26 protein-coding genes are annotated in these 22,498 nt (G+C 76.0%); 10 read left to right on the plus strand and 16 right to left on the minus strand.

All coding sequences use genetic code 11. The annotated features are described in order from the left end of the window. Positions 1-8 precede the first annotated feature (8 nt). Genes sufC through WAA21_RS02465 form a run of 3 tightly spaced genes read left to right on the plus strand, consistent with a single transcriptional unit; the run spans position 9 to position 1,818 of the window. A complete protein-coding gene (sufC, locus tag WAA21_RS02455) occupies positions 9-767 on the plus strand; it encodes a Fe-S cluster assembly ATPase SufC (protein ID WP_336921154.1) in 759 nt (252 codons plus the stop codon). 10 nt (positions 768-777) lie between these two features. Beyond that, positions 778-1,107 (plus strand): metal-sulfur cluster assembly factor, encoded by a 330-nt coding sequence (locus tag WAA21_RS02460; RefSeq protein ID WP_336921155.1) that lies wholly within the window; start codon positions 778-780, stop codon positions 1,105-1,107. A 48-nt stretch (positions 1,108-1,155) separates the two neighbouring features. Next, entirely contained in the window at positions 1,156-1,818 is a 663-nt protein-coding gene (locus tag WAA21_RS02465) for an acVLRF1 family peptidyl-tRNA hydrolase (RefSeq protein ID WP_336921156.1), read from the plus strand. A 118-nt stretch (positions 1,819-1,936) separates the two neighbouring features. On the opposite strand, the gene WAA21_RS02470 is transcribed toward WAA21_RS02465, so the two are convergent. The 4 genes from WAA21_RS02470 to WAA21_RS02485 all read right to left on the minus strand — a co-directional run bounded on the left by WAA21_RS02470 (position 1,937) and on the right by WAA21_RS02485 (position 5,230). After that, positions 1,937-2,845, minus strand: coding sequence for a hypothetical protein (locus tag WAA21_RS02470; RefSeq protein ID WP_336921157.1), 909 nt, complete (start codon positions 2,843-2,845; stop codon positions 1,937-1,939). 293 nt (positions 2,846-3,138) lie between these two features. Continuing rightward, positions 3,139-3,789, minus strand: coding sequence for a CbiQ family ECF transporter T component (locus WAA21_RS02475; protein ID WP_336921272.1), 651 nt, complete (start codon positions 3,787-3,789; stop codon positions 3,139-3,141). 2 nt (positions 3,790-3,791) lie between these two features. Further along, the gene (locus WAA21_RS02480; RefSeq protein ID WP_336921158.1) at positions 3,792-4,553 is read right to left on the minus strand and encodes an energy-coupling factor ABC transporter ATP-binding protein; all 762 of its coding nucleotides are present in this window, start codon (positions 4,551-4,553) and stop codon (positions 3,792-3,794) included. Positions 4,554-4,594: 41 nt separating this feature from the next. Then, positions 4,595-5,230 carry a biotin transporter BioY gene (locus WAA21_RS02485; RefSeq protein WP_336921159.1) on the minus strand — a complete coding sequence of 212 codons (636 nt, stop codon included), beginning with the start codon at positions 5,228-5,230 and terminating at the stop codon, positions 4,595-4,597. 81 nt (positions 5,231-5,311) lie between these two features. On the opposite strand from WAA21_RS02485, the gene WAA21_RS02490 reads away from it, so the two are divergent. The 4 genes from WAA21_RS02490 to WAA21_RS02505 are packed head-to-tail and all read left to right on the plus strand — an operon-like array spanning position 5,312 to position 9,928. Then, entirely contained in the window at positions 5,312-6,910 is a 1,599-nt protein-coding gene (locus WAA21_RS02490) for an ABC-F family ATP-binding cassette domain-containing protein (protein ID WP_336921160.1), read from the plus strand. Between the two features lie 55 nt (positions 6,911-6,965). After that, positions 6,966-7,208: a helix-turn-helix domain-containing protein gene (locus WAA21_RS02495; RefSeq protein ID WP_442893215.1), complete on the plus strand. Its 243-nt coding sequence runs from the start codon at positions 6,966-6,968 to the stop codon at positions 7,206-7,208. Between the two features lie 24 nt (positions 7,209-7,232). Beyond that, complete coding sequence (locus WAA21_RS02500; protein WP_336921161.1) at positions 7,233-8,009, plus strand: enoyl-CoA hydratase/isomerase family protein; 777 nt, start codon at positions 7,233-7,235, stop codon at positions 8,007-8,009. An 8-nt stretch (positions 8,010-8,017) separates the two neighbouring features. Continuing rightward, positions 8,018-9,928, plus strand: coding sequence for an ABC transporter ATP-binding protein (locus WAA21_RS02505; RefSeq protein WP_336921162.1), 1,911 nt, complete (start codon positions 8,018-8,020; stop codon positions 9,926-9,928). Here WAA21_RS02505 and WAA21_RS02510 read toward each other — a convergent pair. From WAA21_RS02510 to WAA21_RS02550, 9 genes are all read right to left on the minus strand, one after another. Next, the gene (locus WAA21_RS02510) at positions 9,919-10,263 is read right to left on the minus strand and encodes a biopolymer transporter Tol (RefSeq protein ID WP_336921163.1); all 345 of its coding nucleotides are present in this window, start codon (positions 10,261-10,263) and stop codon (positions 9,919-9,921) included. The two genes, WAA21_RS02505 and WAA21_RS02510, sit on opposite strands and share 10 nt — an antisense overlap. After that, positions 10,260-11,024, minus strand: a complete 765-nt coding sequence (locus WAA21_RS02515) for an SDR family oxidoreductase (RefSeq protein ID WP_336921164.1) — start codon at positions 11,022-11,024, stop codon at positions 10,260-10,262. Before WAA21_RS02515 ends, WAA21_RS02510 begins: the two co-directional genes overlap by 4 nt. A 73-nt stretch (positions 11,025-11,097) precedes the next feature. Then, positions 11,098-11,886, minus strand: coding sequence for an SURF1 family cytochrome oxidase biogenesis protein (locus tag WAA21_RS02520; protein WP_336921165.1), 789 nt, complete (start codon positions 11,884-11,886; stop codon positions 11,098-11,100). Then, on the minus strand, positions 11,883-12,122 hold the full coding sequence (locus WAA21_RS02525; RefSeq protein ID WP_336921166.1) for a hypothetical protein: 240 nt from the start codon (positions 12,120-12,122) through the stop codon (positions 11,883-11,885). Before WAA21_RS02525 ends, WAA21_RS02520 begins: the two co-directional genes overlap by 4 nt. After that, entirely contained in the window at positions 12,106-12,462 is a 357-nt protein-coding gene (locus tag WAA21_RS02530) for a DUF3099 domain-containing protein (RefSeq protein WP_336921167.1), read from the minus strand. Before WAA21_RS02530 ends, WAA21_RS02525 begins: the two co-directional genes overlap by 17 nt. Positions 12,463-12,522: 60 nt before the next feature. After that, positions 12,523-13,920: a metallopeptidase TldD-related protein gene (locus WAA21_RS02535; RefSeq protein WP_336921168.1), complete on the minus strand. Its 1,398-nt coding sequence runs from the start codon at positions 13,918-13,920 to the stop codon at positions 12,523-12,525. Then, positions 13,917-15,413: a TldD/PmbA family protein gene (locus WAA21_RS02540; RefSeq protein WP_336921169.1), complete on the minus strand. Its 1,497-nt coding sequence runs from the start codon at positions 15,411-15,413 to the stop codon at positions 13,917-13,919. The genes WAA21_RS02535 and WAA21_RS02540 overlap by 4 nt, the downstream gene beginning before the upstream one ends. A 23-nt stretch (positions 15,414-15,436) precedes the next feature. Beyond that, entirely contained in the window at positions 15,437-16,429 is a 993-nt protein-coding gene (locus tag WAA21_RS02545) for a quinone oxidoreductase family protein (protein ID WP_336921170.1), read from the minus strand. 106 nt (positions 16,430-16,535) lie between these two features. After that, positions 16,536-17,033 carry a mycothiol transferase gene (locus tag WAA21_RS02550; protein ID WP_336921171.1) on the minus strand — a complete coding sequence of 166 codons (498 nt, stop codon included), beginning with the start codon at positions 17,031-17,033 and terminating at the stop codon, positions 16,536-16,538. Positions 17,034-17,098: 65 nt separating this feature from the next. Between WAA21_RS02550 and fabG the strand changes: the two genes are divergently transcribed. From fabG to WAA21_RS02565, 3 genes are read left to right on the plus strand one after another with little or no spacing between them, the layout of a single operon-like run. Further along, on the plus strand, positions 17,099-17,818 hold the full coding sequence (fabG, locus tag WAA21_RS02555; RefSeq protein WP_336921172.1) for a 3-oxoacyl-ACP reductase FabG: 720 nt from the start codon (positions 17,099-17,101) through the stop codon (positions 17,816-17,818). Between the two features lie 24 nt (positions 17,819-17,842). Beyond that, on the plus strand, positions 17,843-18,613 hold the full coding sequence (gene fabI, locus WAA21_RS02560) for an enoyl-ACP reductase FabI (protein ID WP_336921173.1): 771 nt from the start codon (positions 17,843-17,845) through the stop codon (positions 18,611-18,613). Between the two features lies 1 nt (position 18,614). Continuing rightward, positions 18,615-19,175 carry a SixA phosphatase family protein gene (locus WAA21_RS02565; RefSeq protein WP_336921174.1) on the plus strand — a complete coding sequence of 187 codons (561 nt, stop codon included), beginning with the start codon at positions 18,615-18,617 and terminating at the stop codon, positions 19,173-19,175. A 15-nt stretch (positions 19,176-19,190) separates the two neighbouring features. Here WAA21_RS02565 and serB read toward each other — a convergent pair whose 3' ends face one another. From serB to glgC, 3 genes are read right to left on the minus strand one after another with little or no spacing between them, the layout of a single operon-like run. Further along, positions 19,191-20,378: a phosphoserine phosphatase SerB gene (gene serB / locus WAA21_RS02570; protein ID WP_336921175.1), complete on the minus strand. Its 1,188-nt coding sequence runs from the start codon at positions 20,376-20,378 to the stop codon at positions 19,191-19,193. After that, entirely contained in the window at positions 20,375-21,250 is an 876-nt protein-coding gene (locus tag WAA21_RS02575; protein WP_336921176.1) for an LLM class F420-dependent oxidoreductase, read from the minus strand. The genes serB and WAA21_RS02575 overlap by 4 nt, the downstream gene beginning before the upstream one ends. Further along, on the minus strand, positions 21,247-22,494 hold the full coding sequence (gene glgC, locus WAA21_RS02580; protein ID WP_336921177.1) for a glucose-1-phosphate adenylyltransferase: 1,248 nt from the start codon (positions 22,492-22,494) through the stop codon (positions 21,247-21,249). The genes WAA21_RS02575 and glgC overlap by 4 nt, the downstream gene beginning before the upstream one ends. Between the last annotated feature and the right edge of the window lie 4 nt (positions 22,495-22,498).

Consider the following 22,498-nt stretch of genomic DNA (forward strand, 5'->3'; position numbering starts at 1 on the left):
CCCACACGATGACCACTCTCGAGATCCGCGACCTGCACGTCAGCATCACCGCCGACGGCGAGGCCAAGGAGATCCTCAAGGGCGTCGACCTCACGGTCCGCTCGGGGGAGACCCACGCGATCATGGGCCCCAACGGCTCCGGCAAGTCGACGCTCGCGTACTCCATCGCCGGGCACCCGAAGTACGAGGTGACGAGCGGGTCCGTCCTGCTCGACGGCGAGGACGTCCTGGGGATGTCCGTCGACGAGCGCGCCCGCGCCGGCCTCTTCCTCGCCATGCAGTACCCCGTCGAGGTCCCCGGGGTGTCGGTGTCGAACTTCCTCCGCACCGCCAAGACCGAGGTCTCCGGCGAGGCGCCGGTGCTGCGGCACTGGGTCAAGGAGGTCCGCGAGGCGATGGAGGGGCTCAAGATCGACCCGGCCTTCGCCTCCCGCAACGTCAACGAGGGCTTCTCCGGCGGCGAGAAGAAGCGTCACGAGATCCTCCAGATGAAGCTGCTCAAGCCGCAGATCGCCGTGCTCGACGAGACCGACTCCGGCCTCGACGTCGACGCGCTGCGCATCGTGAGCGAGGGCGTCAACGACGTCCGCTCCGAGCTCGGTCTCGGCGTGCTGCTCATCACGCACTACACGCGGATCCTCCGCTACATCAAGCCCGACTTCGTTCACGTGTTCGTCGACGGCCGGATCGCCGAGCAGGGCGGTCCGGAGCTCGCCGAGCGCCTGGAGAACGAGGGCTACGACCGCTTCGTCACCGCGAACGCCTGAGGAGCCAGCCATGACCGAGACCCCGCAGACGCCCGTCGACGTCGCCGACATCGAGGAGGCCATGCGCGACGTGGTCGACCCCGAGCTCGGCATCAACGTCGTCGACCTCGGGCTCGTCTACGGCATCCACGTGGACCCGCAGCGCAACGTCGTGCTCGACATGACGCTCACGAGCGCGGCCTGCCCGCTCACCGACGTCATCGAGGACCAGACCCGCAACGCCCTCGCCCCGCTGGCCGCCTCGGCGACCATCAACTGGGTGTGGATGCCGCCGTGGGGCCCGGAGAAGATCACCGACGACGGTCGCGAGCAGCTGCGCGCGCTGTCGTTCAACGTCTGAGCCCTTCCTGACGCCCACCGAGCGCCCGGCCCCGGCCCGGTGCCGCCCGTGACCGCCTCGCCCGCCGCGAGCCGGTTCCTCGAGGTGGCACCGGGCCGAGTCGTCGGCTGGGTCGGGCGCTACGTCGCCGCGCGCGACGGCGCCGTGACGGCGCGGGCGGTCGAGGACGGCCTGCTGCTCACGCCCGCCGAGGGCGGCTCGGCGCTCCTGCGGCTGCTCCGGCCCGACGGCTGGGCGTCGTCGTCCGGTGCCGTCGACGCCTCCGCCGTCGCCGCGCACCTGGCCTCGGCCGCCTCGGTGTCCGTCCCGCTGCTCGTGGTCGCCGCCCGCCGCGGCGGCTACGGCGTGGCGGTGGTGCGGGACGGCCGGGTGCTCGCGGCCAAGGTCGGCCGCCGCTACGTGCAGGGCTCCACCGCCGCGGGCGGGTGGTCGCAGCAGCGCTTCGCCCGCCGCCGCGGCAACCAGGCCGACAAGCTCGCGCGCGACGCCGGCGACGTGCTGCGCGGCGTCCTCGCCGCGGCGCTGCCCGTCGCACCCGTCGGGGTGGCGGTCGCCGGCGACCGCGGTCTCGTCGACGGCGTCCTCGACGCCTCGCCCGCCGCGGACCTGCCCCGCCTCGGCCCGCTCGAGGTCGGCGAGCCGCGCCGCGCCGACCTCGACGAGCTGGCCCTGCGGGTCCTCGCCGTCCGGGTCACCGTCCACGACGCCTGAGCCGCGCGCGACCGGGACCCCTCCCGCGCGGCTGGGACCTTCTCGGCACGCCTGGGACCTCTCCCGCCCGACTGGGACGTCATCGGGCTCGCAGCGGCCAAGCCACCCCGAGGACGTCCTACTCGCTGCGCGGACGTCCCACACCGGCGGCCACCTGCTGACGCATGAGTGCCGTGAGGGCGTCGACGACACGTTCCGGCCGCCGCATCATCGTCCGGTCCACCTGGAGCACGAGCCAGCCGGCCAGTCGGATGTCGTTGTGCCGGGCGCGGTCCACCACGTACTGACGCGGGTCGTCGTGCACGGCGCCGTCGTACTCGCAGCCGACCCGGAGCTCCTCCCACCCGAGGTCCAGGCGGGCGACGCGCCTGCCGTGCAGGTGCACCGGGCACTGGGTACGCGGGCGGGGCAGCCCCGCGCGCACGACGAGCAGGCGCAGACGCGTCTCGCGGAACGAGTCGACGCCGTCCTCGACCTCGGCGAGCACCTCCCGGGCGGAGCGCACGTCGCGGAGCCCGCGCCAGCGGTGCTGGTCGGCGCGAGCCGTCTCGGCGGGCAGCCCGGTGGCGCGCAGGAGGGCGTCGACGCGCGCGACCCTCGTGTCCGCCGGCAGGGCGCGCGTGCCGGTCCCGCGGGCGAGGTCGAACGCCGTCCGCGACGGAGCGGTGGCGCGACCGAGCGGCGTGTCGACCACCTCGTCGGGACGCAGGGTCGCGAGATGGGGGACGACCTCGGCCCGACGTCGGATGCGGTGGGGGCGGTCGATGCCCACCACGACTGCCTCCGCCGGTTCCGCGAAGCGTGCGCCGAGCGCCCAGGCCGCGCTCGGCCCCAGCAGCACGTGGTCGTCGCCGTCGACGGCGCGGAACGCCCTGATGCGGCTGCCGTGCGTCATCGGCAGGGCGGCCGACTGCACGGCGCCGTGGAGCACGCGGCGGTAGCGAGGGCCGCGCAGCGCGTCCGGTGTCTCGAGCCCGAGTGCCTCGCTGGTGCGGAAAGGCGTGGAGAAGAGGTCGCGGCGGTCCATCCTTCGAGCCTCGTCCGCCTGCCCGCGCATCCCTGGCCGCGGCCGCGCAGGCTGTGCACGACGCGCCCGTCAGGCGCCTGTGCGCACGGCGCGAGTGCCTCCCGCCCCCGCCCTGTCGCCGTGCAACGTCCCAGCCACAGCCCCGGCCCCTCGACGAGTGGGACGTCTTCTGGGTCGCAGGCGCTGCTGGACCCCGACGGCGTCCCAGCCGGTAGGAGAAGGCCCCAGGCGCGGGGAGAAGGTCCCAGTCGGGGCCGATGTGGGTGCGGGGGGGTCCCACAACCCGGATGGGGTCAGTCGACGAGGCCGCGGGCGGCGAGGGCGTCGCCGGTGGCGCGGGCGTGGCCGACCGCGCGGACGACGGTCGGGGTGACGAGCGCGCGCACGTCGCGGCCGCGACCGCGTGCGCGGGCGGCGTCGCGGGCCTGGACCGCGACGTCCCACAGCACGTCGACGCTGCGGACCGCGAGGGCGAGGGTCAGCGCGACCCGGTCCGGGTGCAGGTGCGCGCGCAGGCCGGGCACGCGTCGCAGTGGCGCGACGAGCGAGGCCACGCTGTCGAGCAGCCGGTCCGTCGGGGTGGTCACCGACACCAGCCCGGCGAGCAGCACGAGCCCGAGCAGGTCGAGGACCACCTCGAGCCCGCGCGCGGGCGCCCCGACGAGCACCTGGTAGACCCCGAGCACCACGAGGACGGGCGCGAGACGCAGCACGAGCCCGCGCCACACCCGCGGCGGCGTCCGCACCCACGCGTGGCCGGCGACCGCGAGCGCGAGCACCGCGGCCCCGAGCGGCAGGGCGGCCGCGGGCAGCAGGCCGTCGACCCGCACCGCCACCACCACGACGGCGGCGACCGCGAGCGCTCCGAGCGCCACCGCCGCCGGCAGCCGGTGCAGCGGCGTGCCCCCGGGCCGGTACGCCGGGACGAGCGCCGGGCGCCGCATGCTCACGCGCCCTCGGGCGGGTCGGCGTCCATGAGCGCCCGGTAGCGCTCGAGGGTCGGGCCGGGCGGCCCGTCCGCCACGACGCGGCCGCCGTCGACGACCACCACGCGCTCGGCCGTCGCCGCGAGCTCGAGGTCGTGGGTCGCCATGACGACGGGGACGTCGAGGGCGTCGACGGTCCGCCGCACGAGACGCGTGTTGCGCCGGTCGAGCAGCGTCGTCGGCTCGTCGAGCACGAGCAGCCGGGGGCCCGTCGCGAGGACGGCGGCGACGGCGAGCAGCTGCCGCTGCCCGCTCGACAGCTCACCGACGGCGACGTCGGCGCGCCCACCGAGCCCGACGGCGTCGAGCGCGGCCCGGACCCGGGCGTCGCGCTGGGCGCGGGGCAGCCGCAGCCGGCGCAGCGACAGCGCGACGTCCTCCGCGGGGGTCGGCATCACGACCTGGGCGTCGGGGTCGGTGAAGACGAACCCCACGGCGGTGCGGGCGGCGGCGGGGGAGCGGGCCGGGTCCAGCCCCGCGACCCCGGGAAGGTCGAGCACCACCCGGCCGGACGACGGTACGACGAGGGCGTTGAGGCAGCGCAGCAGCGTCGACTTGCCCGAGCCGTTCGCCCCGACGAGCGCGACCCGCTGCTCGCGGAGGTCGAGGTCGACGCCGTCGAGCACCACGTGGCCGTCCACGACGAGGCGGACCGCCTCGAAGCGGGCGAAGGCCCTCGCGGTCGCCTCAGGAGGAGCCGAGTGCCCCTGGGGCGACCCCACCGACGGCTGCGCCAGGTCGCCCGCCCGGTCGCCCGTGAGAGTCAGGACGCCTCCGCCCCGAGGGTCCCCGGCGTCCGGCGGGCGAGCACGTCGGGGAACGCCCGGTGCACGCTCGCGGCGACGAAGGCCGCGACGACGAGCTTGAGCCCGTCGCCCGGCAGGTACGGCAGGACGCCACCCACGAAGGCAGCACCCGGACCGAGGCCGAGGTTCACCTGCAGCCCGATCCACCCGCCGAGGTACGTGATGGCCACCCCACCGACGGCGCCGGCGGCGATGAGACCGGGCAGGCGGCCGCGGCTGCGGCGCAGTACGAGCGCGGCGCCGAGGCCCGTCACGAACGTCGCGGGCAGCCACGCGAGGACGTAGCCCGCCGTCGGGCCGACGAGGACGCCGAGCCCGGCCACGCCGCCCGCGAAGACCGGCAGCCCGGAGAGGCCGAGGGCGACGTAGACGGCGACCGCGGCAACGCCCCGCCACGGCCCGAGCACGAGGCCGGCGAGCAGCACCCCGAGGCTCTGCAGGGTGATGGGCACCCCGGCGGAGCCGACCGGTACCGCGGGCACGAGGGCGAGCACGGTGAGCAGCGCCGCGAACACCGCGACGAGCGCGACGTCGCGGCCCGCGGTCCTCGACGACGGAGGGGCGTGCGGGTCGGCCGGGGCGGGGGAGGTCACGGCGGCGAAGGTACCCGCCGCCCGCCGCTACGATGAAGCAGCCGTGGCCACGCTGACTCCTTCCTCGCCGGGCGCCCCCTCGTGATCTCCGTCGACGACGTCGAGCTCAGGGCGGGCGCGCGCCTGCTCGTGTCCGGCGCCAGCTTCCGTGTGGGCGCCGGCGACCGGGTCGGGCTGGTCGGGCGCAACGGCGCCGGCAAGACGACCCTCACGAAGGTCATCGCGGGGGAGGCCGCACCCGCCGCCGGCAGCGTCACCCGCAGCGGGAGCATCGGCTACCTGCCGCAGGACCCCCGCACCGGCGATCTCGAGCAGACCGGGCGTGCCCGCATCCTGTCCGCGCGCGGCCTCGACGCCCTCGTCGGCCGGCTCCGCAAGGCGGAGCGGGAGATGGCCGAGGGCGACGACGCGACCCGCCAGCGCGCGATGGACCGCTACGCGCGCGCCGACGCCGAGTTCGAGGCGGCGGGCGGCTGGGCGGCGGAGAGCGAGGCCGAGCGCATCGCGAGCAACCTCGGGCTGCAGCCGCGCCAGCTCGACCAGGCGATCGGCACGCTGTCCGGCGGGCAGCGGCGCCGCGTCGAGCTCGCCCGCATCCTGTTCTCCGGCGCCGACACGCTCCTGCTCGACGAGCCGACCAACCACCTCGACGCCGACAGCATCGTGTGGCTGCGGGACCGGCTGTCGACGTGGCCCGGCGGCTTCGTCGTCATCAGCCACGACACCGGCCTGCTCGAGCAGACCGTCACCCAGGTCGTGCACCTCGACGCGCAGCGCTCGGTCCTCGACGTGTACTCGATGGGCTGGACGGCCTACCTCAAGCAGCGCGAGCTCGACGAGCGCCGCCGCCGGCGTGAGCGCGCGAACGCCGAGAAGAAGGCGTCGGCGCTGCAGCTGCAGGCGGCGAAGATGGGGGCGAAGGCGACCAAGGCCGTGGCCGCGCAGAACATGGTGCGCCGGGCCGAGCGGCTGCTGGAGGGGCTGGAGGAGACCCGCCGGGCCGACAAGGTCGCGGCGCTCCGCTTCCCCGACCCCGTGCCGTGCGGGCGCGTGCCGCTGACGGCGGAGGGCCTCAGCCGCTCCTACGGCTCCCTCGAGGTCTTCACCGACGTCTCCCTCGCGATCGACCGGGGCAGCCGCGTCGTGGTCCTCGGCCTCAACGGCGCCGGCAAGACGACGCTGCTGCGACTGCTGTCGGGCACCGAGACCCCCGACACCGGCGAGGTCGTGCCCGGGCACGGCCTGCGGCTCGGCTACTACGCGCAGGAGCACGACACCCTCGACCCGTCGCGCACGGTGCTGGAGAACATGCGGTCCGCGGCACCCGACCTCGACGACACCCGTGTGCGGACCGTCCTCGGCTCGTTCCTCTTCAGCGGGGACGACGTCGACAAGCCCGCGTCGGTGCTGTCCGGCGGGGAGAAGACACGCCTCGCCCTCGCCACGCTCGTCGTGTCCGGGGCCAACGTGCTGCTGCTCGACGAGCCCACGAACAACCTCGACCCCGCCAGCCGCGAGGAGGTCCTCGGGGCGCTGCGCGGGTACGCGGGGGCCGTCGTGCTCGTCACCCACGACGAGGGCGCCGTCGACGCGCTGGAGCCCGAGCGCGTCCTGCTCCTGCCGGACGGCGACGAGGACCTGTGGAGCACCGACTACCGCGAGCTGGTCGCGCTGGCCTAGCAGCCCGCGGGCGCGGGCTCCTCTCGGGTGGCGGGTGAGCAGGCCGGACACCACGATGAGGACGGACCCGAGCCTGGGAGGGGACGTGGCCGACATCAAGAAGGGCGCCCGTGTCACGGGAGCCGATCGCGAGAAGCTGGCCCGGCGGCTGGTCGAGGAGTACGAGCAGGGCGCCAGCATCCGCGCGCTCGCCGAGAGCACGGGCCGGTCGTACGGCTTCGTGCACCGTGTCCTCAGCGAGTCCGACGTCCGGCTGCGCGGCCGGGGCGGGGCCACCCGGGGGGCCGCCCGCTCGTGACCCCCGGCCCGTGACGGGCCGCGCGTGAGCGGCGTCGTCCTCGAGCGCCCGCGCCCGGAGGTGCTGCGGGTCGTGCTCGACCGCCCCCAGCGGCGCAACGCCCAGACCCCCTCGACGTGGTCGGCGCTGGCCGAGGCGGCGCACACCCTGCCGCCGGAGGTGCGGGTGGTCGTGGTCGCCGGCCGCGGCGAGTCGTTCAGCAGCGGGCTGGACCGGGCGGTGTGGCCGGAGCTCACGGCCCTCGCGGCCCTGCCCGACGCCGAGCTCGACGCGCGGATCGAGGGCTACCAGCGCGGCTTCACCGGCTGGCGGCGCCCGGGCGTGCTGAGCGTGGCGGCCGTGCAGGGTCACGCGGTCGGGGCGGGCTTCCAGCTGGCGCTCGCGTGCGACGTGAGGGTCGCGGCCGACGACGCCCGCTTCCGCATGGCCGAGACCTCGCTCGGGCTCGTCCCCGACCTCGCCGGCACCGCCCCGCTCGTGCGGGCGGTCGGCGAGGCGGCCGCGCTCGAGCTGTGCCTGACCGGGCGCGAGGTGGGGGCGGCCGAGGCGCGCGCCCTCGGCCTCGTCCAGCTCGTCGTGCCGCGCGACGACCTCGACGCCGCCGTCGACGACCTCGTCGAGGCGGTCCTCGCCGCCCCCGCGGGCGCCTCGCGTGAGACGCTCGACCTGCTTCGCGGGGCCGCGGACCGTGCCGCGCCGGAGCAGCTCCGGCTCGAGCGCGCCGCGCAGGCCCGGCGGCTGCGTTCGCTCGTGGCGAGACCCGAGGCCGCCGGGGAAGCGGGCGCCGGGCGCGACGGTTGACGCCGAAGATGTCAGGCCTGGGCGCGCACAGCGCCATCCGCAGCTTCAGCCGCGACCCGTCGGTCGCCGGCCGCCGCGTCGGCGCGGGCACGTGGCGGCGCATCGCCGGCTACGCGGACCGCTACCGCTGGCGGATCGTCGTCTTCGTCGCCCTCACCGTGGCCTCCGCGGTCCTCGTCGTCGTCACGCCGCTGCTGCTGCAGCGCCTCGTCGACGACGGGGTCACCGAGGGCGACCGCCGGGTCGTTCTCGTCCTCGCGGGGCTCACGGTCGTCGTCGCGCTCGTGGAGGCGCTCGTCACCCTCGTGACGCGGTGGCTGTCGGCCCGCATCGGCGAGGGGCTCATCTACGACCTGCGCACCGAGGTCTTCGACCACGTCCAGCGGCAGCCCGTCGCGTTCTTCACACGCACGCAGACCGGCTCGCTCGTCACGCGGCTGAACAACGACGTCATCGGCGCGCAGCGGGCCTTCACGACGGTGCTGTCCGGCGTCCTCAGCAACGTCGTGAGCGTCGTGGTGGTCGTGGTCGCGATGTTCGCGCTGTCGTGGCAGATCACGCTCGCCTCGCTCGCGCTCGTGCCGGTGTTCCTCGTGCCCGCCCGGTACGTGGGTCGCCGCCTGCAGCTGCTGACGCGCGAGTCCTTCCAGCTCAACGCCGACCTCGGCAACCGCATGACGGAGCGCTTCAACGTCGGCGGCGCCCTGCTCGTGCGCCTGCTCGGCGACCCCCGCACGGAGAGCCGCCAGTACGGCGAGCGCGCCGGCCGGGTCCGCGACATCGGCATCCGCATCGCCATGGCGAACCGCTTCTTCGTCGCGGCCCTCGCGCTCGTCGCCGCGCTCGCCACCGCCCTCACCTACGGCATCGGCGGCCTGCTCGCGATCTCCGGCGGCCTGACGATCGGGACGCTGCTCGCGCTCGCCGCGCTCCTGGGGCGGCTGTACGGCCCGCTGACCGGCCTGTCGAACGTCCGCATCGACGTCATGACGACGGTCGTGTCGTTCGAGCGCGTCTTCGAGGTCCTCGACCTGCCGCCGCTCGTGCGGGAGACCGACGACGCCCGGGACCTGCCGACCGGACCGCTCGAGGTCACCTTCGACGACGTCACCTTCGCCTACCCCGGCGCCGACACGGTGTCGCTCGCGAGCCTCGAGCAGGCCGGCGCGCCGCAGACCGCGGCCGGGCGGCCGGTGCTGAGCGGCGTCTCCTTCACCGCGCGCCCGGGTGACAAGGTCGCCCTCGTCGGGCCGTCCGGTGCGGGCAAGACGACGATGACGGCGCTGGCGTCCAGGCTGTACGACGTCGACTCCGGGGCCGTCCGGCTCGGCGGGGTGGACGTCCGCGACGCGACGTTCGCCTCGCTGCGGTCCTCGGTCGGGGTCGTGACCCAGGACGCGCACCTGTTCCACGACACGATCCGCGAGAACCTCCTGTACGCCGCGCCCGGTGCCGGCGAGGAGGACCTGTGGCGCGCGCTCGGCGACGCGCAGGTCGCGCCGCTCGTGCGCGGCCTGCCCGAGGGGCTGGACACCGTGGTCGGCGACCGCGGCCACCGGCTGTCCGGTGGGGAGAAGCAGCGCCTCGCCATCGCCCGGCTGCTGCTGCGCGACCCCGGCGTCGTCGTGCTCGACGAGGCGACCGCCCACCTGGACTCCGGCTCGGAGGCGGCGGTGCAGACCGCGCTGGACCGGACGCTGGCCGGGCGGACCGCGCTCGTCGTCGCCCACCGGCTGTCGACGGTCCGCGACGCCGACCTCGTCCTCGTGGTGGAGGACGGCCGGATCGTCGAGCGGGGGACGCACAGCGCGCTCGCCGCCGCGGACGGGCTGTACGCGCGCCTGTACCGGACCCAGCTGCTGGCCGACCTCGAGGGCGAGGCCGCGGCCGAGGAGGAGCTGACCGCCGGTCAGGCCTGAGGGCCGTCCTCCTGCGCGGCGTACCACTGCGCGTAGGGACCGGTGCGCGCGAGGTGGCGCGTGAGGTCGGGTGCGCCGTCGTCCCACCACACCGGCCCGCGCTCGCCGAGGGCGTGCTTGGCGGCGTCGACACGTCGTCGCGCGGCCTCACGGGCGGCGTCGTCCCCCGCACGTACGGCGGCGCCCTTGTCGCGGCGTGCCGCCATGAGCTCGCGGGTGAGCCGGTCGCGCTCACCGGCCGGCAGCCGGGGGTCGGCGGCCCGCCACAGCCGTCCCCGCACGACGAGGTAGCGCCCGTCCGGCGTGCGGAGCGGACCCCCGGCCGCGGCGGTCACGGGGAGCGGGTGAGCCCGCCGTCGACCGCGACCGCGGTGCCCGTCACGTACGACGCCGCGGGTGACAGCAGGAAGGTCGCGACGCGGGCGAACTCCTCGGGCTGCCCGACCCGCCGCAGCGGCACCGACTCCTCGTAGGCCTCGCGGGCGGCGGCGGCGTCGCCGCTGGTCTCCTCGATCTCCCGCACGCGGGCGGTGTCGAAGCGGCCGGGCAGCAGCGCGTTGACGCGGACGCCGCTCGGGCCGAGCTCGTCGGACAGCTCCTTGGCGACCATGGCGAGCCCGGGCCGCAGCCCGTTGCTTATGCCGAGGCCGGAGATGGGCTGGCGGGCGGACGTCGACAGCACGAGCACGACCGACGCGCCCTCGAAGCCCGCGCCGCGCGCCACCGCCGTCGTGAGACGCAGCGCGCCGAGGAACACCGACTCGAAGGCAGAGCGCCACTGCTCGTCGCTCGCCTCGTAGGAGCGGCCGGGCGGCGGTCCGCCGACGCTGACCAGCGCCCCGTCGAGGCGGCCGAAGCGCGCGTGGGCACTCGCGACGAGGCGCCCGGACGTCGAGGCGTCGGCGAGGTCGCCCGGCATGGCGAGCACGCGGTCCCCGCCGCCGAGCTCGGCGACCGCCGAGTCCAGGCGCGCCTCGTCCCGCGCGCACAGCACGACCTTGGCGCCCTCGGCGAGCAGCGCGTGCGCCGTCGCCAGGCCCAGGCCGGAGGACCCTCCGGTCACCAGGTAGACCCGTCCGTCCAGTCCCACGTCCATCCGGCCATGGTGGCGCACCGGCCCGCACCGGGGCACGTGGGCGCGACGGGAACCACCCGGTGGCCGGAGCCCGTCACCGGCCCGGTTCGTACACCCAGTCCCCGGCGGGGGCGCCGGCCGTCTCCTGCTCCTCGTCCCGGCCGGCCCGGCGCGCGAGCACGACCCAGATGGCGAGGCCCGCCACCGCGAACAGGTACCACTGGACCCCGTAGGCGAGGTGCGGGCCGGGGTCGACGTCGGGACGCGGCACGGTGCGCAGCCCCGCCGGTGGCGCCCCGTCCTCGGTGGCGAGGACCCCGTACCCCTCGGTGAGCGAGCCGCGTCCCGGCAGCAGGGCAGGCACGTCGAGGCGGTACGTCTGCCCGGGCGGCGCGCCGCGGGTCGCGGGCGACTCGGTGGCCCGCAGCCGCACGACGAGCCCGACCTCGCCCGGCGGCGGCGCCGGTACGGACTCCGGACGCGCCGCGTCGGAGCCGGAGGGGACCCAGCCACGCACGACGAGCAGGCCTCGAGGCAGCCCGTCGTCCGGGGCCGACACGTCGAAGGGGACCGCGACGAGGTAGCCGTTGGCCCGCTCCTGCGGCCGGTTCCGGACCAGGACGGTGTCCTCGGGCCGGTAGCGGCCGGACACGCGGGCGGGCACCCACTCCTCCTCCGGCTCCACGCCGGCCGCGGCGACGTCCGCGAGCCCGCGGAGGTCGGTCGGTGCGGCGTCGTAGTTCGCGAGCACGGCGGCGTTGCGCTCGGCGCGCTGCACCCGGCGGTCCAGCTGCCACTGCGCGAGCCACACGCACACGAGGGCGAACACGACGGCGACGGCGAGCCCGGCGAGCCAGCGCGGCTGGCGCAGGGCGCGCCTCACCGCGCTCCCGGGACCCCGGTGAGCGGCTCGACGTCGCGCAGGAACCCGCGCGCGCCGAGGAAGTCGGACAGGTGGGCGCGGTGCCCGTCGCAGGCCGCCCACGTCTTGCGCCGCTCGGGGGTGTGCAGGCGCGGGTTGTTCCAGCGCAGCGCCCACACCGCGGTCGCCCGGCACCCCTTCGCGCTGCAGACGGGCGCGTCCTCGGCGCCCGCGGGGACCTCAGGCGGCGTCGTCACGGCGTGGCCCCAGCGCGGGCCGCGGCTGCTGCACCGGGCCGAGCCCCGTCGGGCGCACCGGCGTCTTCTCGCGGCCGGCGTTGGCCATGAGCACGGCGAGGTAGGGCAGCACGACCGCGCCGGGCACGAACAGCCACGCCGCCCAGTGGTGGGTCAGCGGGAACACGATGGCGAAACCCGCGACGCACGCGGTGCGGATCGCCATCGAGATCGCGTACCGGCGCATGCGACGGGTCATGTCCTCGGTGTGCGAGGCGCGGGCCGTCGTGATGCGCACGACGGGGTCCACGGCCACGACACGCGGGTCGGGGCGCACGGGTCCACGGTCGCTGTCGCTCACCGCACCACGGTACGTCAGCGTCCCCGAGCGTTCCCGACGAGGCCCCCGCAGGGCCACGGGTCAGGACGCCTCCGACACCGACGACATGTGCAGGTCGGCGACGCGGAGGGCGGGCGCGGCGGCGCGCGGCAGCCAGTCGCCGAGCTCGCGGGGCAGGCACACCCCGGTGCCCCCGGCCCCGAGCACCCGCGAGAGGAGGGAGTGGGGGGAGTCGTTGAAGCGGAAGTTCGTCGTCGAGCCGACGACCTCGCCGCCCTCGACGACGTACACCCCGTCCCGGGTGAGGCCCGTCACGAGGAGCGTCTGCTCGTCGACGACGCGCACGTACCACAGGCACGTGACGAGCAGCCCCCGGTCGACGCCGGCCACGACGTCGGCGGTGGCGCCCGTCGCGCCGTCGACCTCGACGACGACGTTGTCCGCGAACGGCGTGTGCGCGAGGCCGGCCAGGCCCGCGGTGTGCCGGCTGGAGGGCAGCGCCGCGAGCAGGCCCGCGTCGAGGTAGCGCGTGCCGGGCACGGCGAGGCCGGTGTCGAAGACCGAGGTGAAGGCGTCGCTGCTCGTGGCCGACACGACGTCGGAGGTGCCGAGGACGGGGTGGTGCGGGTCGTCCCGGACCGTCAGGGGCACGTCGGTGAGCCGCTCGCCGACGCGCGTGCCGCCGCCGGGCCGCGAGAAGGCCGTGCGGCCCTCGGCCGCGCTGCGGGCGTCGCCGGACAGCAGCCAGTACGCGAGGAGGTCCGCGGCCGCCGACGGCGACAGCACGGTCTCGTGCCGGCCGGGCAGCACCTCGACCCGGCGCGCCTGCCACTCGAGGCCCTGGGCCACCTCGGCGGCCAGCGCCCGCAGGTCCACGTCGCGGCCGAGGTCCCGCGCGCCCGTGCCGGCCCACGCCGAGCGGGAGCGGGCGTGGCTCTTGCCGTTGAGCTCGACCGTGCCGTACGGCTCGACGGAGCGGTGCCGGGTGCCGGCGCTCGTCGCCGTCCACGTCGTCGTCACCGTGTGCTCGGCGAAGCCGAAGAGCTCCCGGCCCTCGCCGTCGGCCTCGGCGAACAGCTCGCCGAGGACGGCCGCGGTTCCGGTGAGCGCCTCGGGCGGCACCGGCGTCGCCGGCTCCGCGAAGCCGCTGCCCGCCGGCCCGGGCACGAGCGCCGCGCCGTCCTCGGCCGGGCGGGCGCCGGCGGTCTCCGCGAGCGCGTCCGCGACGAGCCGCTCGACGTCGGCGGCGTCGGTGACGGCCCGGGTGAGGCTGCCGAGCGCCCGGCCGCCCGGGACGTCCCGGACGACCGCGACGGACAGGCTGCTCTCGGCGGTCGTGCCGCCCGTCGTCAGCTGGTTGGCGGCCCAGCGCAGGTTCGTGGAGCCCTCGTGCTCCACGACGGCGACGGCGTCGTCGCTGCCGAGGCGGCGGGCGGCGGCCAGGGCGACCTCGACGGCCTGCTCGGGGGTGAGGCTCACGCGCCCTCCTCCTCGGTGTTGAGGACCGCGACGTCGGTGACGACCACCGCCGGGCAGCCGTGGCTGACGGGCGCGGCCTGGCCGGGCTGGCCCTTGCCGCAGTTGAGCGCACCCTGCAGCGACCAGGTGCCGGGGCCGCCGACCGCGGCCAGCCGCGCCCAGAACTCCGGCGTGCTCGCCTGGTAGGCGACGTCGCGGAGCATGCCGTCGAGGCGCCCGGAGCGGATCCGGTAGAACCGCTGGCCCGTGAACTGGAAGTTGTACCGCTGCATGTCGATCGACCACGACCGGTCGCCGACGACGAGCACGCCGTCCTCGACGCCCGCGACGAGGCCGTCGAGGTCCGCACCGGCCGGGTCGGCGGCCAGGCTCACGTTGGGCATGCGCTGCAGCGGGGCGTGCAGGGGCCCGTCGGCGTACGCGCAGCCGTTGGACGCGGTGCCGCGCTCGGCGGCCATGGCCCGGTCGAGCTGGTAGCCGACGTGCACCCCGTCACGCACGACGTCCCAGCGCGTCGCGGGCACGCCCTCGTCGTCCCAGCCGAGGCTCGAGAGCCCGTGCGGCTCGGTGCGGTCGCCGGTCACGTTCATGAGGGGGCTGCCGTAGCGGCGCGAGCCGAGCCCGTCCGGGGTCGCGAAGGACGTCCCGGCGTACGCGGCCTCGTAGCCGAGGGCCCGGTCGAGCTCGGTCGCGTGCGCGACGGACTCGTGGATCGTCAGCCACAGCTGGGTGGGGTCGATGACGAGGTCGTAGCGCCCCGGGTCGACCGACGGGGCGGCGAGCTTCTCGGCCGCCAGCGGCGCGAGGGTGGCCGCCTCGGCCCCGCAGCCGGCGGGGTCCAGCGCGTGCTCCCAGCCGCGGGCCGCGGGCGGCACGAGGCTGCGCATGGTGTCGGCACGGCCGTCGTCGGCGACGACGAGCGCCGTGAGCTCCGGCTGCAGCCGGACCCGCTGCTGCACGGTCCGGGTGCCGGCGAGGTCGGCGTACAGCTTCTGCTCCTTGACGCAGTGCAGCCACGCGTCGGCGTGGGTGCCCCCCGTCGCGAGGACCTCCCCGCACCAGGACAGCAGGAGCTCGGCCTGCTCGGCCGCCGGCACCGCGAAGGGGTCGACGTCGTAGCCGGAGACCCACGTGCCCTGCTGGACGGGTGCGTCGGCGAGCTCGACGGGCCGGCGGACGAGGGGGCGCGCGACCCGCGCGCCCCGCAGCGCGAGGCGGGCCGCGTCCCGCGCGGCCGCGCCGGTGAGGTCCCCCGTGGCCGCGAAGCCCCACGCGCCGTCGAGCACGACCCGCACCGACACCCCCGCGCGGACGACGTCGGAGACGCCCTCGACGGCCCGGTCGCGGACCCGGACGACGCGGTCGCGGACCCGGTGCACCCGCACGGCGCCGTAGGAGGCGCCGGCCGCGCGGACCTCGTCGAGCGCCGCCCCCACGACGTCGTCGAGCGGGAGGGCGAGGAAGTCGGCGTCGACGCCGCGGCTGGCCGGCACGGGGGCGAGGCTAGGGGACGCGGTCAGGGGACCAGGACGACCTTCCCCGTCGTGCGTCGCGCCCGCATGTCCGCGTGCGCCTGCGCGGCCTCCGCCAGGGGGTAGGAGCCGCCGACGACGGCCCGCAGCAGGCCGGCCGACGTCATCGACAGCAGCTCCTCCATGATCGGGGCGAGCCCGCCGCGGGCCAGCGCCGCCTGCAGCCAGAACCCGCCGACCGTCCGCGAGCTCGCCATGAGGTCGACGGGGGCGACGCTGCGACCGGCGCGGCGCGAGGCGAGGCCGAACACGACGAGGCGCCCGAGCGGGGCGAGGGCGAGGTACGAGCCGTTGAACACGTCGCCGCCGGTCATCTCCAGGACGACGTCGACGCCCCGGCCGTCGTTGGCGGAGAGGAGGAGGTCGCGGACCGCGCCGGCGCCGCCCGCCGCGGCGGCGCTGACGTCGACGACGACGTCCGCGCCGAGCTCGTGGGCGAGCTCGCGCTTCGCGACCGTGGACGCGGAGGCGATCACGCGGCCGGCCTGCCACTGCCGGGCGAGCTGGACCGCGACCGTGCCGACGCCGCCGGCGGCGGAGTGCACGACGACGCTCTCGCCGGGGGCCATGCGGGTGCTCGTGCGCAGCAGGTGCCACGCGGTCACGCCCTGCAGGACGAGCGCGCAGGCGTCGGCGGCCGGCAGCGCCTCGTCGATGACGACGCTCGTGGCCTGGGGGACCACGGCGACCTCGGCGTAGCCGCCGTGGGGCACGAGCCCGACGACGCGGCGGCCGACGAGCGCGGCGTCGGCGCCCTCGCCTACCTCCCGCACGCGGCCGACCACCTCGGCACCCGGGACGAGCGGCAGCTGCTGCGGGGCGAGGTACGTGTTCTCCGTCGCGTGCGTGTCGGCGTAGTTGACGCCGCACACCTCGACGTCGACGAGCAGCTCGCCCGCCGCCGGGCGGGGGACGGGGACCTCGTCGAGGACGAGGACCTCGGGGCCGCCGAAGGACCTGACGACGACCGCGCGCACGGCGGTGACCCTACCGACGCCCCACCCGGCGGCCGACGCGGGCGGTCCGTCCGGTGGACGCCGTGGGCGCAGGGCGAGCGGGCGTGACGGCGGGTGAGCGGCCGGCTCAGCCGAGACCGCGGGCGTAGGAGGCCTGGCCGAGGTGCTGCAGGTCGTCCTCGACGACGCTCACGAGCCGTGCGCCGAGGGTCACCGGCGGGTCCCACGCGTCGTCGACGACGTCGTCCAGTCGGTCGGGACCGAGGCCCCGCAGCACCTCGGTCGTGCGGTCGCACACGGCCTCGAGGTAGCCGGCGAGGTCCTCGCCGCTCACGCCGCGCACCGCCGCGACCTGCTCGGGGGCGTGGCCGTAGCCGGTGTCGGCGTCCTCGAGCGCGAGCCCGAAGCGGCGCGCCCAGCCGCCGGCCAGCCACACCTGCTGCCCGCCCGTCGCGTCCGCCACGTGGTCGTCCTGCACGCGCGCCGCGTGCCACACGAGCCAGACGACGGGGTTCCCGCCGCCGGGACGGCGCGTGAGCGCCGCCTCGTCCAGGCCGTCCACCACCGGGCGGGCGAGACCACGCACCCGACCGACCGCCTCCACCAGCACCTCGACACCGTCCACGGGTGCCAGCCTCGCGCACCGCGGCGGCGGGTGCGCGTCCCGGCGCATCGGCTAGGTTCGCCCCCATGCCCGACGCGCACGTCCTCGTGACCGGAGGCAACCGCGGCATCGGCCTCGGCATCGCCCGCCGGCTGCTGGTCGACGGGTTCGCCGTGACCGCGACCTCGCGCAGCGGCACGCTGCCGGACGACGCCCCCGAGGGCCTCCGGGTCGTGGCGTGCGACGTGACGGACGCGGCCTCCGTCGACGCCGCGGTCACCGCCGCCGAGCAGGAGCAGGGCCCCGTCACCCGGGTGGTGGCCAACGCCGGCGTCACCGCCGACCAGCTGCTCCTGCGGATGAGCGAGGAGGAGTTCTCCGGCGTCCTCGACACGAACCTCGGTGGCGCGTGGCGGGTCCTCAAGCGCACGAGCAAGTCCATGATCCGCGCCCGCACGGGCCGGGTCGTGCTCGTCGGCTCGGTCGTGGGGCTCTACGGCTCGCCCGGGCAGACGAACTACGCCGCGAGCAAGGCGGGCCTCGTCGGGCTCGCCCGGTCGGTGACGCGCGAGCTCGGCGGCCGCGGCATCACGTGCAACGTCGTGGCGCCCGGCTTCGTCGACACCGACATGACGGCCGCGCTGGACGAGGGGCGCCGGGACGCCTACCTCGCCGCGATCCCGGCCGGGCGGTTCGGGGCCGTCGACGACGTCGCCGCCGCCGTGTCCTTCCTGCTGCACGACGCGGCGGGGTACATCAGCGGCGCCGTCGTCCCCGTCGACGGCGGCCTCGGCATGGGCCACTGAGCCCCGAGCCCCCTGGAGGAACCCATGGCCCTGCTCTCCGGCAAGCGCCTGCTCGTCACCGGCGTGCTCAAGGACAGCTCGATCGCCTTCCACGTCGCGCGGCTCGCGCAGCAGGAGGGCGCGACGGTCGTGCTGTCGTCCTTCGGGCGCACCATGAAGATCACGCAGGCGATCGCGCGTCGCCTGCCGGAGACCGCACCGGTCGTCGAGCTCGACGTCACCGACACCTCCCACCTCGAGGCGCTGCCCGGCCTGCTGCGCGAGCAGCTCGGGGAGGACGCGGCGCTCGACGGCCTCGTGCACTCCATCGGCTTCGCCCCGCAGGGCGCCTTCGACTTCCTCGCCGCGCCGTGGGAGGACGTCGCGACCGCGCTGCACGTGTCGGCGTACTCGCTGAAGTCGCTGTCGGTCGCGTGCCGCGAGCTGCTGCACCCGGGCTCCTCGGTCGTCGGGCTCACGTTCGACGCCTCCTTCGCGTGGCCGGTGTACGACTGGATGGGCGTGGCCAAGGCCGCCTTCGAGTCCACGGCGCGCTACCTCGCCCGTGACCTCGGCCCCGAGGGCGTGCGGGTCAACCTCGTCTCCGCGGGACCGGTCCGCACGACGGCGGCCGGGTCCATCCCCGGCTTCTCGCAGTTCGAGGACACGTGGGAGCAGCGCGCCCCGCTCGGCTGGGACGTCGGCGACCCCGAGCCGACGGCCCGCGCGGTGTGCGCGCTGCTGTCGGACTGGTTCCCCGCCACGACGGGCGAGATCGTCCACGTCGACGGCGGCGTCCACGCGATGGGCGCCTGAGGTGACGGCCGCCACCGCCCCCGGGGAGTCGCAGACGACCCGACGCGGCTCGCGCCGCCTGCTCGTCGTGCGCCACGCGAAGGCCGGCTACCCCGAGGGGGTCACGGACCACGACAGGCCGCTCACCGAGCGCGGCGAGCGCGACGCGGCCGCCGTCGGCCGCTGGATGGCGACCGAGCGGTTCGTGCCCGACGTCGTCCTCGTCTCCGACGCGGTCCGCGCCCACCGCACGTGGGAGCTCGCGGCGCCCGAGCTCGGCGGGGCCCAGCCCGAGGTCCACGTGGACCGGCGGCTGTACAACGCCGACGCCGACACCGTGCTGGAGCTCGTCCGCACGCACGGCGGCGACGCGCACACCGTCGCCGTGGTCGGCCACGAGCCGGGGCTGTCGACGCTCGCGCGCGAGCTCGCCGACCCCGAGACGTCCGACCCGCAGGAGATCGCCGGGCTCAGCGACCGGTTCCCGACGGCCGGTGTCGTCGTGCTGCGGACGCGGGCGGCGTGGGTCGACACCCCGCTGGGCGGGCTCGTGCTCGCCCGGGTGGTCGTGCCCCGGAACTGACGGGGACGCGAGCCGTCACGCGCGCGTCGCGTCGGCGATCTCCTCGGCGTCCAGGCCCAGCAGGAACAGCACCGCGTCGAGGTACGGCCCGGTGAGCGCGGCGTCGGCCTGCTCGCGCACGAGCGGCTTGGCGTTGAAGGCGACCCCGAGCCCGGCGGCGGCGAGCATGTCGAGGTCGTTGGCGCCGTCGCCGATGGCGACGGTCCGCTCCAGGGGCAGTCCCTCCTCGCGCGCGAACGCCCGCAGCGCCTCGGCCTTGCCCGCGCGGTCGACGACGCCGCCGAGCACGCGGCCGGTGAGGCGCCCGTCGGCGACCTCGAGGCGGTTCGCGCGGACCCGGCGGATGCCGAGCGAGCGGGCGAGGGGGCTCACGACCTCCATGAAGCCGCCCGAGACGAGCGCGACGGTGAAGCCGAGCTCGTGCAGCGTCGCCACGAGGGTGCGCGCGCCGGGGGTCAGCCGCAGCGCCCGGCGCACCTCGTCGAACACCGACACCGGCAGTCCGGCGAGCGCGGCGACCCGCTCGTGCAGCGACGCGGCGAAGTCGAGCTCCCCCCGCATCGCCCGCTCGGTGACGGCCGCGACCTCCGCCTCGCGCCCCGCGTGGGCCGCGAGCAGCTCGATGACCTCGTCCTGCACGAGGGTGGAGTCGACGTCCATCACCACGAGACGGCGGCCGTGGCGCACGAGCCCGGCGGGGGAGACGGCGACGTCGACGGCCCGCTCGGCGGCGGTACGGGCCAGCGCCGCGCGCAGCGCGGGGGCGTCGTCGACGCCGGAGACGTCGAGCTCCAGCGCGGTGACGGGCTGCGAGGCGAGCCGGCGCAGCCGGTCGACGTTGGCGCCCGCCTCGGCGAGGACCCCCGAGACGGCGGCGACGGCCTCGGGCAGCAGCGGGTGGCCGAGCATCGTGACGTGCAGGTGCCCGCCACGACGCTCCGCGGTGTCGCCGCGGCCGGGACTGGTCGCGCAGTCCAGGCCCAGGTCGGCGGCCGTGGCGGTGACGGCGTCCTGCAGCGGCTCGAGCGCGGCCTCCGACGGCACACCGAGCAGGACGCCGAGGGTGAGGCGCCCGCGCAGCACGACCTGCTCCACGTCGACGACCTCCACGCCGGGGCGGGCGGCGGCGCGCAGGAGCGCGGCGGTGAGGCCGGGTCGGTCCTCGCCGGTGACCGTGACGAGCAGGGTGGTGGGCGCGCTCACCCGGCGGAGGCGGTGGCGCCGGGCGTGCCGTGCGCGTCGTTCATGCGGTCGCGCCACGCGACCCAGCGCTCGACGAGCGTGAGGTCGAAGTCGGGACCGTCGGTGCCGATGGTGAACAGCCGGGTGCCGAGCGCGTGCAGCCGGTCGCCCACGTCCTCGGGCGCGGCCTCGACCCCGGCCGAGCGCTCGATGGCGCTCGGCTCGCGCTCCTCCGCCGCGCACCACTCGTCGAGCACCCGGTGCTTGCGGTCGAGCACGTCGGCGTCGCCGAAGCCGTGCCAGATGTCGGCGTGCCGGGCGGTCAGGCGCAGCGTCTTGCGCTCGCCGCCGCCGCCGACCATGACGGGGATGCGCCGCGTCGGCTCCGGGTTCAGCACCGACCAGCGCGCCTCGATGCGGGGGAGGGCGTCGGCGAGGTCGGCGAGGCGGGTGCCGGGCGTGCCGAAGCGGTAGCCGTACTCGTCGTAGTCGCGCTCGAACCAGCCGGCCCCGATGCCGAGCAGCAGCCGGCCGCCGCTGATGTGGTCGACGGTGCGGGCCATGTCGGCGAGCAGGTCGGGGTTGCGGTAGCCGACGCACGTGACCAGCGCGCCGATCTCGACGCGCTCGGTCTGCTCCGCCCACGCGCCGAGCATCGTCCAGCACTCGAAGTGGGCGCCGTCGGCGTCGCCGTACAGCGGGAAGAAGTGGTCCCAGTTGAAGACGACGTCCACGCCGGCGGCCTCGGCCCGGTCGACCGCGCGGCGGATCGCGTCGTACGTCGCGTGCTGCGGCTGCAGCTGCACGCCGATCCGGACCGGACGACCCTCCGCGACGGCCGTCCCGTCGTAGGCGGCCGCCGCCGTGCCGGACGTGCCGGAGTCCTCGCTCATCGCAGCTCGGTGCCCTTCGGGATGATCGTGATGCCGGACGGCGTGACGTGCAGGCCGCGCTCGCGGTCCTCCTCCGGCTCGATGCCGATCCGGACCCCCTCACCGACGACGCAGTTCTTGTCGAGGATCGCCCGGCGCACCACAGCGTGCCGGTGGATCTGCACGTTGTCCATGACGACGGAGTCGCTGACGGTCGCCCAGGAGTGCACGTACACGTTGGGGCTGAGGACGCTGTTCTCCACGAACGCGCCGGAGACCACCGAGCCGGGGGAGACGATCGAGTTGACCGCGTGCCCGATGCGGCCCTGCCAGCCGTGGACGAACTTCGCCGGCGGGTAGTACGTCTGCGCCGTGATGATCGGCCACTCGTAGTTGTAGAGGTTGAAGACGGGGTAGACGGAGATGAGGTCCATGTGGGCCTCGTAGTAGGCGTCGATCGAGCCCACGTCGCGCCAGTAGTCGCGGTCGCGCTCGGTGGACCCGGCGACGTCGTTGCGGATGAAGTCGTAGACGCCGCAGTCGTCGGCGTCGACGAAGCGCGGCACGATGTCGCCGCCCATGTCGTGCTTGCTGCCCTCGGTGTCGGCGTCGGCGGTGACGGCCTCGACGAGGGCCTCGGTGGTGAACACGTAGTTGCCCATGGAGGCGAGCACCTGGTCGGGCGCGTCGGGCAGGCCCTGGGCGTCGGTCGGCTTCTCGCGCCAGCGCGCGATGCGGTCCGGCCGGGACCCCTCGATCTCGATGACGCCGAACTGGTCGGCCAGCTGCAGCGGCTGCCGGATGGCCGCGACCGTGCAGCCGACGCCGCTCTCGATGTGCGCGTCCACCATCTGGGAGAAGTCCATGCGGTACACGTGGTCCGCGCCGACCACGACGACGTAGTCGGGCTTCTCGTCGTGGACGAGGTTGAGGCTCTGCAGGATCGCGTCGGCGCTGCCGAGGTACCAGTGCTTGCCGAGGCGCTGCTGCGCCGGCACCGGGGCGACGTAGTTGCCGAAGAGGGTCGTGAGGCGCCACGTCTGGGCGATGTGCCGGTCGAGGGAGTGCGACTTGTACTGCGTGAGCACGACCACCTTGCGGTAGCCGGAGTTCACGACGTTCGACAGCGCGAAGTCGATGAGCCGGTAGTTGCCGGCGAAGGGCACCGCCGGCTTGGCCCGGTCCGCGGTCAGCGGCATGAGCCGCTTGCCCTCCCCACCGGCCAGGACGATCGCCAGGACCTTGGTGCCGCTCCGACGCGCCATGGCC

This window comes from Aquipuribacter sp. SD81, from assembly GCF_037153975.1.
Taxonomy (GTDB): domain Bacteria; phylum Actinomycetota; class Actinomycetes; order Actinomycetales; family JBBAYJ01; genus Aquipuribacter.

Coding starts and splice junctions, on each gene's coding strand:
- sufC (WP_336921154.1), top strand. CDS start 9: ATGACCACTCTCGAGATCCGCGACCTGCACGTCAGCATCACCGCCGAC.
- WAA21_RS02460 (WP_336921155.1), top strand. CDS start 778: ATGACCGAGACCCCGCAGACGCCCGTCGACGTCGCCGACATCGAGGAG.
- WAA21_RS02475 (WP_336921272.1), bottom strand. CDS start 3,789: ATGCGGCGCCCGGCGCTCGTCCCGGCGTACCGGCCCGGGGGCACGCCG.
- WAA21_RS02575 (WP_336921176.1), bottom strand. CDS start 21,250: ATGAGCGAGGACTCCGGCACGTCCGGCACGGCGGCGGCCGCCTACGAC.
- fabI (WP_336921173.1), top strand. CDS start 17,843: ATGGCCCTGCTCTCCGGCAAGCGCCTGCTCGTCACCGGCGTGCTCAAG.
- WAA21_RS02515 (WP_336921164.1), bottom strand. CDS start 11,024: ATGGACGTGGGACTGGACGGACGGGTCTACCTGGTGACCGGAGGGTCC.
- fabG (WP_336921172.1), top strand. CDS start 17,099: ATGCCCGACGCGCACGTCCTCGTGACCGGAGGCAACCGCGGCATCGGC.
- WAA21_RS02470 (WP_336921157.1), bottom strand. CDS start 2,845: ATGGACCGCCGCGACCTCTTCTCCACGCCTTTCCGCACCAGCGAGGCA.
- WAA21_RS02505 (WP_336921162.1), top strand. CDS start 8,018: ATGTCAGGCCTGGGCGCGCACAGCGCCATCCGCAGCTTCAGCCGCGAC.
- WAA21_RS02495 (WP_442893215.1), top strand. CDS start 6,966: ATGAGGACGGACCCGAGCCTGGGAGGGGACGTGGCCGACATCAAGAAG.
- glgC (WP_336921177.1), bottom strand. CDS start 22,494: ATGGCGCGTCGGAGCGGCACCAAGGTCCTGGCGATCGTCCTGGCCGGT.